The following is a 13,130-nucleotide window of genomic DNA, read 5'->3' as shown; positions in this document are numbered from 1 at the left end:
CGCAGGGTGGGGAAGCGGTCGAAGACGCCGTCGAAGATCATGCTCATGATCTGGTTGGCGGCCAGCAGCGAGTAGGTGACCATGAAGTCGTGGTTGTAGCTGGGGAACCCGACCGGCGGGATCGGCAGCGTCTCGAACTGACCGCGGGACAGGTGACACGACACCGGGATGTCGTGTTTGGTGGCCGCGGCCCAGATCGGGTCGTACATCGGGTGGCCCCACGACGGACGCGGCTCGGCCTTGATCAGGACCTGCGCCATGTAGGGGTGCTCGGCCCACTTCTCGATCTCGGCCACCGCCGACTGCGGTTCCTCGATCGCCACGCAGATGGAGCCGCGCCAGCGCTGGTGCCAGTTGTTGTGCGAGTCCAGCCAGTGGTTGGCCAGCCACAGGTTGGTGGCGGTGCAGAAGGCCGCGGTGGCCTCGGTCAGCCGCATCTCGCCGTGGGTGGGTTCCAGGATGGCGATATCGGAGCCGGCCTCCATGATCAGCTGCTTGAGGGCCAGATCGGGGTCGCTGCAGGCGAACTCGCCGTCGGGCGGGAAGGTGTCCACCCGCATGGCGTAGGAGTGCGCGTAGTCCGGCGCGTCGTAGTAGATGGACTCGCCGAAATTGTGGTTGAGGAAGTACTTGCTGCGCCACGGCTCGGGGATGTAGCCCACCAGCTCGCCCCGCCGGGGCATCGGGTGGACATCGGAGTCGACGCAGCGCACGGGAACGCGCTCGGCGGGGGTGACCCGGCTGGTCGCGCCCGACGGTGCGGTGCGTTCGGTGGTGGAGGTCATGGTGTTCCCTGCCTTCCCTCTAGTTCTGCGCGACCAGGCCGGCCGAGGTGACCGGGATGTCCGGGATGTCAATGCCATACAGTTCGGCGGCGTTGCGCCAGCAGTACTTCTCGCGCTGCTCGGCCGTGTAGGCGGCCGGCACCATCAGCTCGCTGGTGTTCCAGTGCGGGTAGCTGGATCCGAACATCGTCATGTCGTCCTTGCCGGTGAACCCGAACCACTCGCCGGCGAACTCGGTGTCACCGGGACCGTCGAAGGCGCCCTGGACGAAATAGACGTGGCCCGGCAGGTAGTCGCTGGGCATCCGCGGGGCCCACGGTGTCTGCTCCAGGTGCGGGCGCCCGAAGCAGTCCATCCGCCAGATGAACGGGGTCAGCAGGTCGCCGGCGCCGTCGGACCACACGAACCTGAGTCCGTCGAACCTTTCGAACACGCCTTCGGCGATCATGTTCATCACGTGGTAGATGTAGTTCAGCGACATGAAGCCGGCGTACTGCTCATAGGTCAGTGTCTTGCCGGAAGGTGTTGGCGGGAAGGCTATCCCGGCGCCCACCTCGATATGCGCCGCCACCGGCAGGCCGGCGTCGACGGCTGCCTCCCACAGCGGCCAGAACTGCGGCTTGCCGTAGAGCTCGCGAGACTGCAGTGGGATGCCGATCTGCACCACCCGGGGGTGGTCCTTGTACTTGTCGATCTCGCGCAGGGCGCCGGCGATGTCGTCGGGGTTGACCCGGATGGTGCCGCGGAACCGCTCGCCGAATTCGTCGTGCTCGAGCCAGCGCGTCACCATCATGTCGTTGTGCGCCGCGGCGATCGCGGTACCCAGGTGCCGGTCGGGCATGATGCCGCGGGTCATCGGGTGCAGCACCGCGACGTCGACGTGGCGGTCGGCGAACAGGTGCTGGGCCACCACGTCGACATCGGAGCCCGGGTACTGGCCGTCGGGGCCCTTGGTGCCCTTGGCGTACTCCCCGCCGGGGGCGCCGTACCAGTCCATCTCGTAGTCGGGGAAGCCCCGGCTGCGGAACGGTTCGCGCATGAAGTTCTGTCGCAGGTCCTTGTTGGACCCGAAGAAGATGTGCACGCTGGCGTCGATGACCGGCGTCGTGACGGTCCCGGTGTCGTCGCTGAACTCGATCACGAGACCTGCTCCGCGCCCGCTGTACGCCTGGCCGATGGACGTTTGGGCATGTGAGCCATAGTACAACCCCGTTCTTCACGATCAAGAATCGAATTCTCAACTGGGATCGCGCGGCGGTTCGATGCCGCCTGCGAGATCGTCATTTCATCTATACAAGAATGGTATTCTCGCATCAAGGCAGGGGCCCGGCGAAGGGACTTAGGTCCCACCGCTCGGTCCCACCGCGGGGTCCCACCGCCGGATGGCACCGGGGCGGGCCGTGCGGCGGCACCGGCCACGGCGGTCGCCAGATGAGGATCATGAGCATCAGCAGCGTCGAGGAGGGTCGTGCAACTCAGTTTCGATGAGGACGTCGAGCAGTTCCGGGCGGACTTCAGCGCCTTCCTCGATGCACACCTGCCCGACGAGGCGCTGACCGGGGAACGGCCCCGGTCGTGCTCGGACATCCCGGAGTGGGCCCGGCAGTGGCAGGCACTGCAGTTCGACCACGGCTGGTTGCTGCCGGGCAACCCGCCCGAACACGGCGGCCGCAACGCGAGCCTGCTGCAGCAGTACGTCCACCGGGAGGAGCTCTCCCGGCGGCGCATCTACCACAGCTACAACCCCCAGGGCGTCGGCATCGTCGCGGCCACCATCCTGTCGTTCGGCACCGAGGAGCAGAAGCAGCGCTGGGCGATCCCGATCCTGCGCGGCGAGCTGACCGCGTCGGTGGGCATGAGCGAGCCGGGCGCCGGATCGGACCTGGCCTCGCTGCGGACCAAGGCCGAGCGCGACGGGGACCACTTCGTGGTCAACGGCCAGAAGGTGTGGACCTCGGGGGCCCATCACGCCGACGTCCTGCTGACCTTCGTCCGGACCGATCCGGACGCGCCCAAGCACAAGGGCCTGTCGGTGCTGCTGATTCCCACCGACAGCGACGGGCTGGTGCGCCGGCCCTTCCCGACGGTGTGTGATCACGACGATCTCGACTTCAACGAGGTGTTCTTCACCGACGTTCGGGTGCCCGCGGAGAACCTCGTCGGCCCGCTCAACAAGGGGTGGCGGGTCGCCAACGGTGCGCTCGGACACGAACGCACGATGATGTGGATGCAGTATGCCGACCGGCTGTACAACCTGGTCGAGGACTTCCAGCCGAGCGACGTGCTCGGCCGTGACCGCTACGCCACCCTGGTGATGGACTATCACGCGCTGCGGTTGCTGGGCTCGGCGGCGGTCGCCAAGGCCTCCCGCGGCGAAGAGGACATGACGACGATCTCGGTGCTGAAGGTGCTCGGCTCCGAAGCCGAGCGGGACGCCACCGAACACGCGCTGTCGGCCGCGGGCGCCGACGGGCTGGCGCACCCGGCGACCACCTCGGGGTACCGGCCGTACGACCTGGACTACCTGTCGGCCGGCTGGGTCGAACGGTACTTCCGCAGTTTCGCGGGCACCATCGCCGGTGGCACCTCGGAGATTCAGCGCAACATCATCGCCCGCGGTCTGGGTCTGCCGATGGGCTGAACCGCACCGGACCCTCAGGGGACGTGCGGCTTGATCTGCTCGATCACCCACTGCGCGTGGTCGAGATACTCGTCGACGCCGCTGACGGTCGGCAGTGGCACCGAGCTGACCGTCACGCCCTGTTCGCCGAGCCAGCACAGCCGGTCGATGATCTCCTGGGCGCTCATGCCGGGACGTCCGTGCGGGTCGTCGCGCACGGCGTGTCCCTCGCCCACCCGGGTGGTCGACATCCCGTGCACGACGTCGAAGGGGCGGCCGTCGTAGCCGGGTTGGGACATGATGAACTCCAGCCGCTCGCGGATCTTCTCCGGCGGGGTGAGAAACGACCACCATCCGGTGGCGAACTTCGCGGCCCGCCGCAGTGCCGCGTCGGCGTCGCCGCCGATCCAGACCGGCAGGTGCGGTTTCTGCAGCGGTTTGGGCTCGAAGGCGATGTCGCTGAACGAGATGTGCTCGCCCTCGAAATGGGGGGAGTCGCTGGTCCACAGCTCGACGATGGCGGCCAGGTACTCGTCGGCGATGCGGCCGCGCCGGTGAAACGGCACGCCCATGATGTCGAACTCGCGTTGCAGCCAGCCCACACCGAAGGTGACCATCATCCGGCCGCTGCTCATCCAGTCCGCGGTGGCCAGCGCCTTGGCCACCACCACCGGATGCTGTAGCGGCAGCACGGTGATGCAGGAGTTGACCATGATCCGTTGCGTCGCCCCGGCGATGTAGGCCTGGGCGGTGGTGGAGTGCAGGTAGTGCGGCCCCGACAGCTCGACGTGTTCGTTGGGGATGACGAAGTGCTCGGGTACGGCGATCATGTCGTACCCCAGTTCGTCGGCACGTTTGACCATGCGGGTCTGGTCCGCGCCGGTCACCGCGGACTCCCAGGGTTGCGCGGTCGCCTTGAGCCGCATCATGTGGGGAAGGTTGAACACCAGTTTCACCGCGTGACCTCCTTGTCTGGCCTGTCTGGCGGATGTTTACAGGGCGAAGGAGAAGCCGCCGTTGACCGGGACGGTCTGCCCGGTGATCCACGACCCGTGCTCGCCGGCCAGCACGACGGCCAGGTGCCCGACGTCGTCCGGGCTGCCGGGGCGACGGATCGCGTAGGGCTGCAGGATCGCCTTGGCCTGGGGGGTGTCGCCCTGGGACCACAAGGGTTCGGTCAGCGGCGTGCGCATGGTTCCCAGCGCGATGCAGTTGGCGGTCACCCCGTGGCGTCCCACCTCCAGGGCCACCGAGCGCATCAGTCCGGCCGCCCCGGCCTTGGCCGCGGCGTACGCCGCGGAATTCGGGTCCCCGGTTCTGCCGGCGTCCGAGACGATGGTGAGCACGCGGCCCCACCGGTTCTCGATCATCGGTGGCAGCGCGGCGCGCGTGCAGTGCATCACCCCGTAGAGGTTGACGGCCAGGAACGGCTCCCAGTCGGCCGGCGAGCTCTCCGCGAAACGACCCCGGATGCTGAACCCCTCCGCGCCGGCGTTGCCGGCGTTGTTGACCAGGATGTCCACCGGCCCCGCGGAGCCCAGCGCGTCGGTGACCGCGGCGTAGTCGGTCACGTCGAACGGGCAGGCCAGAGCCTGGCCGCCCAGCCGGTCTACCTCCGCCACAACGGATTCCGCGCGGCCGCCGTGCAGGTCGTTGACCAGGACCGTGGCGCCGGCGGCGGCGAAGGTCAGGGCCAGCCCGCGGCCCACGCCCTGTCCCGCCCCGGTGATCAGTACCCGCCGCCCGGACAGGTCGAGGTCCAACGTCATCGGGGGTCCTCTCCGCAGCTGAAGTGTCGCGGTGCCGGCGAGCGTCGCCGGCACCGCGAGAACTCTACGATAGTAGAGTGAGACACGCCGGGGGTTCCGGGAATCGCCGTAGATCGGCGGTGCGGCCGGGTCGCTAAACTGCGCTCCCAAGATGCGCCGTAAGCCCAATCCGGAGGAGCGCCGCCGTCAGCTCTGCGACGCGGCGATCCGGTTGCTGGCCGACGACGGCGCCAAGGGGCTGAGCCATCTGAAGGTGGACCGGAAGGTCGGTGTACCCGACGGCACCACCTCGTTCTACTTCCGCACCCGCTCGTCGCTGCTGGAGGCGGTCGCCCGGCGGATCGCCGATCTGGATCTCCAGGACCTCACCGCGGCGACGACCACCACGCCGGCCGCGCCCGGGCGCCCCGGGGACTCCCGCCCGTCGGGGCTGGCGACCCTGGTCATCCGATCGGCGGCCGGCGAGGGGCTGGTCCGTACCAAGGCCCGTTACGAACTGGCGCTGCAGGCCGCCCGTGACCCCGTGCTCGACGGGATTCTGCGGCACTACACCGACCAGTTCTTCTCGCTGATCCGGGACGTGGTGCTACGCCTGCGTTCCCCCGGTGCACCCGCCGATCGGGGCGCCGGCGACGGGGTTGCCGAGGAAGCTGCCAGGGAAGCTGCCAGGGGAGCTGCCAGGGGAGCCGCCGAGGAAACCGCGCACGACGAGACGGTGTACGTGGTGATGATGTTCATCAGTGGGATCATGTTCGCCTTCGCCAGCGGAGACCGCCGCGTCCGGACCGCGGAGGAACTCGACCTGCTGATCTCGGGCATCGTGGCCGGCGTCGACGCGCGGGTCGATGCCGGCCTTCGCGGGCCGGCCGCGCCCCCGCGAAACGCCGGGTCGCGCCGGGGGCGGCGGCGCCGGGCCTGAATCCCACACTCGGTGGCCCGAAGCTGTTCCCTCCGTCACTCTATGTAAGTAGAGTGACGGGCAGGACAGCCCTCGGGTGCCACACCGCGGGGAGCAGAGGCCGACCGAGGCGAAGGAGCCGGAATGACCGCTGTAGAGAGCGATTCGGGTGTGCTGGCCGGTGAGCAGCGCATGCTCATCGACGGGGAGTTGGTGGGCGCCGCCGGTGGGGCGGTGTTCGACGTCGAGCATCCGGCCAGCGAGGAGGTCGCCGGTCAGTGCGCCGACGGCACGGTCGAGGACATGGCGCGCGCGGTCTCCGCTGCGCGCCGCGCATTCGACGCCGGCGAATGGTCGCGCGACGTGCAGTTCCGCTTCCACTGCCTGATGCAGCTGCACGACGCCCTCGATCGCCACAAGGAACACCTGCGGCGGGTGCTGGTCACCGAGGTCGGGTGTCCGGTGACCGTGACGGGGTCCCAGATCGAGGATCCGATCTCGGAGGTGAAGCACTGGGCCGAGTACGGGCGGGACTTCGACTACCTGGTCGACACCGGTCTGCACAACACGGCGCTGGGCCCGGCGCGGCGCAAGCTGCACCATGAGCCGGTGGGCGTGGTCGGGGCGATCACCCCGTGGAACGTGCCGTTCTATCTCAACATCGCGGAGACCGTCCCGGCGTTGATGGCCGGGAACACGGTGGTGCTCAAGCCCGCGCAGCTCACCCCGTGGTCGGGCAGCGAACTGGGCCGCATCGTCGCCGAGGAGACCGACATCCCCGCCGGGGTGTTCAACGTGGTGACCTCCAACGCCAACGAGGTGGGCGCGGCGCTGTCGGCCGATCCCGGTGTCGACATGATCACCTTCACCGGGTCGACGGCCACCGGGCGGGCGATCCTGGCCGCCGGGGCGTCCACGGTCAAGAAGACCCTGCTGGAACTCGGTGGCAAGTCCGCACACATCGTGCTCGACGACGCCGACTTCAACAGTTCACTGCCGCTGGCCGCGATGATGGCATGCGTCATGTCGGGCCAGAGCTGCATCCTTCCCTCGCGTATTCTGTTGCCGCGCAGCCGCTATGACGAGGGGCTGGCGGTGCTGAAGGCCAGCATGGAGAACTTCCCGATGGGAGATCCCTGGACGCCCGGCAACATGCAGGGTCCCCAGATCAGCGCCACACAGCGGCAGAAGGTGCTCGGCCTGATCGAGTCCGGTCTGGCCTCGGGTGCCCGCCTGGTCACCGGTGGCGGTGTCCCGGAGAGTCTTCCGGTCGGCTACTACGTGCAGCCCACGCTGCTGGCCGACGTCGACCCCGACTCGACGATCGCGCAGGAGGAGATCTTCGGCCCGGTGCTGACGGTGACGCCCTACGACGGGGACGACGAGGCGATCGCGATCGCCAACAACACCATCTACGGGCTTTCGGGCGAGGTCTCCAGCGCCGATGTCGACCGGGCGTTCGCCGTGGCCACCCGGATGCGCACCGGCAACGTCACCATCAACGGCAAGAGCCACTTCGGTATCGACAGTCCGTTCGGCGGCACCAAGCAGAGTGGGCTGGGCTACCGCAACGGCACCCAGGGCTACCAGGAGTACCTGCATATCAAGACGATCGGTATGCCGGAATGAGCCATCCGGACCGCAACGCCGACGAGCGGGAGATCGCCGCGCTGCTGTACCGGTATGCCCGCGCCGTGGACGGCAAGGACTGGGAGCTCTACCGGTCGGTGTTCACCGAAGACGCCCACATCGACTACTCCTCGGCGGGGGCGATCGCGGGATCCCGTGATGAGGTGACCGACTGGCTGGCGGCGGGTTTCGCCACCATCTCGATGAGCATGCACTACATCACCAATATCGAGGTGCTGGAGCTGACCGCCGGCGACGCGCGGGTGCGGGCGATGTTCTACAACCCGATGCTGCTGCCCGGCATGAGTGAGCTGAGCCATTGCGGCGGCTACTACCACCACACGCTGGTGCGGACCGCGGGGGGCTGGCGCAGCCGGGAACTCCGCGAGGAGAACCTGTGGTTCACCAACCGGCCGGCTGCTCCCGCGGGCGCCGAGCCGTCGAAGACCTAGGCACCGCGGCGTCCGGTCACCATGGCCGGTCCCGAGGACCGCGGCGCCGATCCGGGCCGTGCCGGAGGCGAACTCAGGCATTCACTCAGGCGTTGAGGTAGCGCTGCAGGTCGGGTTTCATCTGCTGAAGTTGTTGCCCCCAGTAGTTCCAGCTGTGGGTGCCGTCGGCCGGGAAGTTGAACACGCCGTTCGTGCCGCCGGCCTCGAGGTACTCGTCCTTGAAGGTCTTGCTCGTGCGAGCCAGGAACCCTTCCAGGAAGCGCGCGGCCGCCAGATTGCCGGCACTGGCGCCCGCGTCGAAGTCGGAGGGAACTCCGTTGCCGGCGTAGATCCAGACGCGTGTCCCGTTGGCGACCAGCTTGTCGATGTTGACGGTCGGGTCGTTACGCTGCCAGGCCGGGTCGCCCGACGGCCCCCACATATCGTCGGGGCTGAATCCGCCGGCATCGCCCATCGCCAGTCCGATCAGGGTGGGCCACCACCCTTCCGACGGGTTGAGCGCCCCGGACAGCGCCGCGGCGTAGACAAACTGGTCGGGGTGCCAGATTGCCAGGTTCAACGACGCCGAACCGGCCATCGACAGCCCGACGACGGCATCTCCGGTGGGCGACACCCCCTTGTTGGTTTCCAGCCAGGCCGGCAGTTCCCGGGTGAGAAAGGTCTCCCATCGGTAGGTGTGTGTGCCGTTGTTGCCCTCGGCGGGGCGGTACCAGTCGGTGTAGAAGCTTGACTGCCCCCCGACGGGCATGATCACCGAGAGTCCGGAGTCGGCATACCAATCGAAGGCCGTTGTGTTGATGTCCCAACCGTTGAAGTCGTCCTGGGCGCGCTGCCCGTCGAGAAGATAGACGGCGTGCGGTCCGCCGTACTGGAACTGCACACGGATGTCCCGGCCCATCGAGGGCGACGGTATGTCGAGGTACTCCACCGGAAGTCCTGGGCGTGAAAATGCCTGTGCGGCAGGTGGGGACGCTGCCACGGCGCAGGCCACGACCAGGAGTATGTTGGCGAAAACGAGAACGATGCCATTGCGGGTGCGGCGAAGTGCAGAGCAGAATGCGGTCACGCTGATCCTCCAATTTGGCAGGGGCACGACTTGTGCCGTCCCGTGCTCGGGTCATTGACTGCGGCAGAACGGATTCCCGGGATTGCGGTCAGGCCGTGGATTTGGCGACGGCCCCACGCAGGAATGGCAGGCACACGTCGAGGAACTCCTCGGGTGCCGAGGAGAACGGGACGTGACCGGTGTTCAACACCACCAACCGCGATCCCGGCAGGGCGGCATGGGTGGCGCGGCCGGCCGACAACGGAATGGCGATATCGCGCCCGCCCCACACAATGAGCGTTGGGGCCGTCAGTTCGGCTGCAAGCGGGCGCAGATCGTGATCCGGACTGGCGAAGCTGCGCCACAACGAGGCCGCCTGTCGTAGGCCGGCGCCGGTGCGGGCACGCGCCCGGACGTCGGCGAGGATCTCGCGGTCCAGCGCAGTCCGGGGCTTCATATACTGCCGGGCGAAGAGGCCGATCACCCGCTTGAGGATCGCGGGTGTGCCCATGGCGCGGCAGAACAGCCGCGTCGCAGCGGTCATCGGGATGAAGCCTCCGCTGTTGACGAGCACCAGCCCGGACACCTGATGGGGACGGGTGATCGCCAACCGCGCGGCGGCGAAACCACCGACGGAGTTGCCGATCAGCAGCACCGAGTGAACGTCGAGATGATCGACGAGATCCTCCAGCGCATCGGCGAGCAGCGCGGCGTTGAGACCCGCCGGATCCGCGGCGGGAGCCGATCGCCCGCAGCCGGGCCAGTCGACGGTGATCACCCGGTACTCGCGCTGCAGCGGCTCGATCACCGCAGCGAAGTCGTGATGGCTGTGCAACGTGGCGTGGAGCAGGATCAGGATCGGTCCGTCGCCGTTGTCCCCGTAGGTCAGGGTCCCCGCGCGGGTCTCGACAGTGGGCATGCGCAGATGCTACATATTGACCGGCCGGTCGGTCAATATGTGGACCGCATCCCGGCACTGGCTCAAGTGAAAGGACGTGACAGCGTGCAGATTCCCCCGCCCGAGGCGCCGTTCGCCGAGAAGATGGCCTACTACCGCACCCAGCACACCAGCCGTGGTGTGCAAGCCACCCACCTGGTGGGCATTCCGGTGATCGCGGCGGGCCTACCACTCATCGCCGCCCGCCCCGTCATCGGCCTCGCGATGTTCTGCGGCGGTTGGGCCGTGCAGATCTTCGGCCACATCGTGTTCGAGAAGAATCTCCCGTCCACGCATCGCGGTTGGATCACCTACCAACTCACCGGCGTCATCCACGTCTGCGAGCTCTACGGTGAGATGCTGGCCCGTCGCAGCTCCCGGCACGCCCGCGACCCGTCGTAGTAATGTTGGTTGACCGGTCGGTCCTTTTCGAGAACGGATTACGGATGCCAACGGTTTCTCCTCGCGCCGCCGCCAAGGAACGGACACGCGAGGCACTGCTCGACACGGGCTTCGAGCTGGCCGAGACCACCGGTCTGGACGGCCTGAGCGTCAACGCCGTCACCGCCGCCGCCGGCGTCGCCAAGGGCACGTTCTTTCACCACTTCGGCGACCGCACCTCCTACGTGATTGCGCTGCATCGCCGTTTCCACGACCGCATCCTCGACGACGTGCAGAAGGCCGTGGCGGGGCTGCCGTCGGGGCGGGAACGGCTCACCGCCATGGCGACGACCTACCTCGACGCCTGCCTGCAACACCGCGGCGTACGGGCACTGATCCTGGAGGCCAGAGCGCTGCCGCCGATCCAAGCCGAGATCATCCGCCGCAACGACGCGACGGTGGCCCTGCTGACCACCGATTTCGTCGCCCTCGGCTGGCGGGCGCCCGCGACCGCGGCTCGGTTGTGGGTCGGGGCCTGCGTCGAGTGCGCCATCCTCGAACTCGAGTCGGGCCATGCCGACGCCCAAGCTCGTACCACGCTGGTGGCCTTCGCCACCGCGGCCGGCGAGCCGTCGTCCTAGTCCGGGCGACGCCGCGGGGACCGCGGGTCAGTCCAGCGGGCGGGTGCCCGGGGCGGCCGGCAGGCCCCACGTCCCGAAGGCCATCGCCGACATCACGTAGGTGCCCACGACGAAGATCAACTCCATCGCCGGTCGTTCACCCAGTTCGGCAACCATGCGCTGCCAGGTGGCCCAGCGGGCGTGGCCGTTTTCGAGGAGTTCGTCGGTGGCCTCCAGGACCACCAGATCGGCGCCCGTGAAACCGGTGTTGCCCTGTTCCAGGCGCGCGATCTCGTCCTCGGAAACCCCGGTGTCGGCGGCCATCCGGACGTGTTGGCCCCACTCATAGGCGCTGCGGTGACGGTGGGCGACCCGCAGGATCGCCAGCTCGCGCAGCCTGGGCGGCAGCTCACCTCGCTGCAGCAGGAAACCGTTGTAGGTCAGAAAGACCCGAGCCAGTTCCGGGTGGCGTACCAGCAGGCCGATCACCTCGAATTTCACCGGGTCGTAGGCGTGCCCCGATCCGGCGCGGGGGACCTGGTCCCCGGGAATGCCCAGCAGCTTGCCGAAGGCGGCGTACTCGTCGTCACCCCACTGCTCGGCGGGCAGCGGCAGAAAACGCTCCGTCGCGGCGGGTGTCGGGCCGTTCATCGGATGCTCCGGTTCACGCGGTCATCGTGCGAGGTGCTCATGAGCGGAAACCGATGTGCAGTTTCGTCAGCCCACGCAGGATGAAGGTCGGCAGGTAACGGTACCTGCGCTCGCCCGGCGGCCCGTGCATCTCTTCGTCGATCCAGATCTCGCTCGTCCGGTCGAGCAGACGCTGCAGGCTGACCGCGGCTTCGGTGCGGGCCAGTGGGGCACCCGGACAGCTGTGCGCACCGCGGCCGAAGGCGACGTGGTTACGGGCGTTGGCGCGCTCGACGTCGAAATCGTCGGGCGCCGGGAACTTTCGGGGATCGCGGTTGATCGCGGCGTTGACCAGCATCACCGTGGTTCCGGCCGGGATGTGCACGCCACCGATGTCCACGGGTTCCTTGGCGAGTCGGAAATCCCCACGCACCGGGCTCTCGTAGCGTAGGCACTCCTCGACGAACCGGGGGATGAGATCGCGGTTCGCGCGCAGTCTGGCCTGCAGGTCGGCGTGTTCGGCGATCATCATCACCGCCGCGGACAGCAGCCGTACGGTGGTCTCCTGACCCGCGGCGAACAGGTTGGCGGCCACCCGCACGGCGTCGATCACCTCCGGTGTGCTGCCGTCGGGGAAGGTCGCCGACGCAACCCCCGTCAGAACATCGTCGCGGGGGTGGTCGCGCCGGTCGGTGATGTAGTCGGTGAACTTGCCGTACAGATATTCCAGCGGTGAGTGCGCCAGCACGTCGCCCTTGCTGCTGCCGATCGTCCCGGTGTGGCCCTGCAGGAGCGCGGCGCGGAATTCGTCGTGGTCGGATTCGGGGACCCCGAGCAGGTCGGCGATCACCAGCATCGCGAAGGGATTGGCGAACCCCTCGATGTACTCACACCTGTCCGCGGCCAGAGCGACGTCGTACTGGCGGTCGGCGATGCGCCAGATGAACTCCTCGTTCTCCTTGAGCCGCTTGGGGGTGATCATCCGGGACAGCAGCGCGCGGTGATCGGTGTGCTTGGGCGGGTCGAAGGTGGGTAGCTGGTCGTTGAACGGCAGTTCGTCGCGGTGCTGTTCGATCAGCTCCGAGATGTTCTCGTCGCCATGGGACTCCAGCGGAACCGGGAACCCCGGAAACGGGCCGGTGACCGACAGGCAGGAGGAGAAGCGTTCGGAATCGTTGTAGATCGCCACCGCCTCGTCGTATCCGGTGACCATCACCACGTCGTGATGGGGCTCCCGGCGCACCGGGCACCGCGAGCGCATGCCGGCCAGGTAGTCGTAGGGGGCGCGCAGGATGGTGTTGTCGGTGAAGAAGTCCACCGTGTCGATGGCGTCGATGCCCTCGGTGCCGTGGGTGCTGTCGGTG

At 68.0% G+C, this 13,130-nt stretch carries 14 protein-coding genes; 6 read left to right on the top strand and 8 right to left on the bottom strand.

Annotation, left to right across the window (positions count from 1 at the left end; all coding sequences use genetic code 11):
- Positions 1 to 785, bottom strand: a 785-nt coding sequence (locus tag CSR00_RS21390) for an amidohydrolase family protein (protein ID WP_176562179.1), incomplete at its 3' end; no start/stop codon positions are given.
- Between the two features lie 19 nt (positions 786 to 804).
- A complete protein-coding gene (locus CSR00_RS21385; RefSeq protein WP_099024437.1) occupies positions 805 to 1,926 on the bottom strand; it encodes an amidohydrolase family protein in 1,122 nt (373 codons plus the stop codon).
- A 327-nt stretch (positions 1,927 to 2,253) separates the two neighbouring features.
- Here CSR00_RS21385 and CSR00_RS21380 point away from each other — a divergent pair, with 327 nt between their 5' ends.
- A complete protein-coding gene (locus CSR00_RS21380; RefSeq protein WP_099024436.1) occupies positions 2,254 to 3,426 on the top strand; it encodes an acyl-CoA dehydrogenase family protein in 1,173 nt (390 codons plus the stop codon).
- A 14-nt stretch (positions 3,427 to 3,440) separates the two neighbouring features.
- Here CSR00_RS21380 and CSR00_RS21375 read toward each other — a convergent pair whose 3' ends face one another.
- A complete protein-coding gene (locus CSR00_RS21375; protein ID WP_176562178.1) occupies positions 3,441 to 4,361 on the bottom strand; it encodes a TIGR03619 family F420-dependent LLM class oxidoreductase in 921 nt (306 codons plus the stop codon).
- Between the two features lie 36 nt (positions 4,362 to 4,397).
- A complete protein-coding gene (locus CSR00_RS21370) occupies positions 4,398 to 5,174 on the bottom strand; it encodes an SDR family NAD(P)-dependent oxidoreductase (RefSeq protein ID WP_099024435.1) in 777 nt (258 codons plus the stop codon).
- A 151-nt stretch (positions 5,175 to 5,325) separates the two neighbouring features.
- On the opposite strand from CSR00_RS21370, the gene CSR00_RS21365 reads away from it, so the two are divergent.
- The 3 genes from CSR00_RS21365 to CSR00_RS21355 all read left to right on the top strand — a co-directional run bounded on the left by CSR00_RS21365 (position 5,326) and on the right by CSR00_RS21355 (position 8,153).
- Positions 5,326 to 6,093 carry a TetR/AcrR family transcriptional regulator gene (locus tag CSR00_RS21365; protein WP_099024434.1) on the top strand — a complete coding sequence of 256 codons (768 nt, stop codon included), beginning with the start codon at positions 5,326 to 5,328 and terminating at the stop codon, positions 6,091 to 6,093.
- A 123-nt stretch (positions 6,094 to 6,216) separates the two neighbouring features.
- A complete protein-coding gene (locus tag CSR00_RS21360) occupies positions 6,217 to 7,701 on the top strand; it encodes an aldehyde dehydrogenase family protein (RefSeq protein WP_099024433.1) in 1,485 nt (494 codons plus the stop codon).
- On the top strand, positions 7,698 to 8,153 hold the full coding sequence (locus CSR00_RS21355) for a nuclear transport factor 2 family protein (protein ID WP_099024432.1): 456 nt from the start codon (positions 7,698 to 7,700) through the stop codon (positions 8,151 to 8,153). Before CSR00_RS21360 ends, CSR00_RS21355 begins: the two co-directional genes overlap by 4 nt.
- Before the next feature lie 85 nt (positions 8,154 to 8,238).
- Here the strand turns inward: CSR00_RS21355 and CSR00_RS21350 are convergent, their stop codons facing one another.
- Both CSR00_RS21350 and CSR00_RS21345 read right to left on the bottom strand, forming a co-directional pair.
- The gene (locus CSR00_RS21350) at positions 8,239 to 9,156 is read right to left on the bottom strand and encodes an esterase family protein (protein ID WP_245906345.1); all 918 of its coding nucleotides are present in this window, start codon (positions 9,154 to 9,156) and stop codon (positions 8,239 to 8,241) included.
- Positions 9,157 to 9,307: 151 nt separating this feature from the next.
- Positions 9,308 to 10,117 (bottom strand): alpha/beta fold hydrolase, encoded by an 810-nt coding sequence (locus CSR00_RS21345; RefSeq protein ID WP_099024430.1) that lies wholly within the window; start codon positions 10,115 to 10,117, stop codon positions 9,308 to 9,310.
- 84 nt (positions 10,118 to 10,201) lie between these two features.
- Here CSR00_RS21345 and CSR00_RS21340 point away from each other — a divergent pair, with 84 nt between their 5' ends.
- Positions 10,202 to 10,537 (top strand): DUF962 domain-containing protein, encoded by a 336-nt coding sequence (locus CSR00_RS21340; protein WP_218014523.1) that lies wholly within the window; start codon positions 10,202 to 10,204, stop codon positions 10,535 to 10,537.
- 44 nt (positions 10,538 to 10,581) lie between these two features.
- A complete protein-coding gene (locus tag CSR00_RS21335) occupies positions 10,582 to 11,157 on the top strand; it encodes a TetR/AcrR family transcriptional regulator (RefSeq protein WP_099024440.1) in 576 nt (191 codons plus the stop codon).
- 27 nt (positions 11,158 to 11,184) lie between these two features.
- On the opposite strand, the gene CSR00_RS21330 is transcribed toward CSR00_RS21335, so the two are convergent.
- Together CSR00_RS21330 and CSR00_RS21325 are read right to left on the bottom strand one after the other, a co-directional pair.
- A complete protein-coding gene (locus CSR00_RS21330) occupies positions 11,185 to 11,787 on the bottom strand; it encodes a carboxymuconolactone decarboxylase family protein (RefSeq protein WP_099024428.1) in 603 nt (200 codons plus the stop codon).
- 37 nt (positions 11,788 to 11,824) lie between these two features.
- Positions 11,825 to 13,027 carry a cytochrome P450 gene (locus CSR00_RS21325; RefSeq protein WP_218014524.1) on the bottom strand — a complete coding sequence of 401 codons (1,203 nt, stop codon included), beginning with the start codon at positions 13,025 to 13,027 and terminating at the stop codon, positions 11,825 to 11,827.
- Positions 13,028 to 13,130 lie beyond the last annotated feature (103 nt).

Source organism: Mycolicibacterium palauense, assembly GCF_002592005.1.
Classification (GTDB): domain Bacteria; phylum Actinomycetota; class Actinomycetes; order Mycobacteriales; family Mycobacteriaceae; genus Mycobacterium; species Mycobacterium palauense.
Note: the sequence above shows the minus strand (reverse complement) of the source record. Positions and strands in the feature narration are given on the sequence as shown.